This is a genomic window from Psychrobacter sp. GW64-MNA-CIBAN-0177 (assembly GCF_040309585.1).
Taxonomy (GTDB): domain Bacteria; phylum Pseudomonadota; class Gammaproteobacteria; order Pseudomonadales; family Moraxellaceae; genus Psychrobacter; species Psychrobacter okhotskensis.
In genome coordinates this window covers 1-837 of record NZ_JBEOOY010000057.1, presented here as the reverse complement: position 1 = coordinate 837, position 837 = coordinate 1, and the positions used below count along the sequence as shown (strand labels likewise).

At 38.4% G+C, this 837-nt stretch carries 1 pseudogene; it reads left to right on the top strand.

Going from position 1 to position 837, the window contains the following annotated elements:
- A pseudogene (locus AAEY79_RS14155) lies at positions 1-795 on the top strand (hypothetical protein); the annotation flags it as partial.
- Positions 796-837: the final 42 nt, after the last annotated feature.

The following is an 837-nucleotide window of genomic DNA, read 5'->3' as shown; positions in this document are numbered from 1 at the left end:
AAAATGATGGCTTTCTTTAAAGAACTGCAAGGTAAGGGTTGGACTTATGCTAAAAGTTTAAGTGAGCCTCGTTTAAGCCCTAAAGACAGCTTTATATTTGCCACAAAAGAAGGTGGAAGTGACTTTAATCTTGATTACACCTACCCTTTGAACTTTGAGCAATGGATGCAGCTCAGTGATTTACAAATATGGCAACTGCGACATGGTACAGATGTATTTATGAATATTAGAATAAATAGGCAAAGTGACCCTGAAACAGGCAACCGTCATTACCTGATTAGCTTAGATATTTTCGATGAGTTAGAGTTAATAAGACAAATAATCCCTAATAACTATGATGAATCTTTGACCAAAGAATATAGTAAGCTTTATGGCGGATTACCTGAAGCTAGACTTTTTTTCGAGACTAAAGCCATTAAAATGGGATTGAAGATTCAGCAAAATCAACCTGACTATACGCTACCACTCGTACTTAAAGAGACAGGTATCGACACCAGTAAATTTATCTCTATTGACCCTTACAAAATAACTTATGAAGAGTTTATTAAGCTTCAAGAGGCTGGAGAAGACATGACGCCCTATTATGAAAATAAAACCAAGCCTAATAAACCCGAAATCACCAGTCAAGCGAAAGGCCGCTGCCTAGCTGGTCAGCCCTGCCCTAAATCAGGCTACTGGTTCACGCAAGCAAAATCTGACAGTCGTGCTTACTTTAAGCAAGGCGACATCATGCCAGATTATCCTAATAACCAATGGGGTCAGGTTATTTGGCAGTTTGAGGGTGAAAAAGGTTAGTTTGTTATTATTTTACTTAAGCCACCTTCGGGTGGTTTTTTA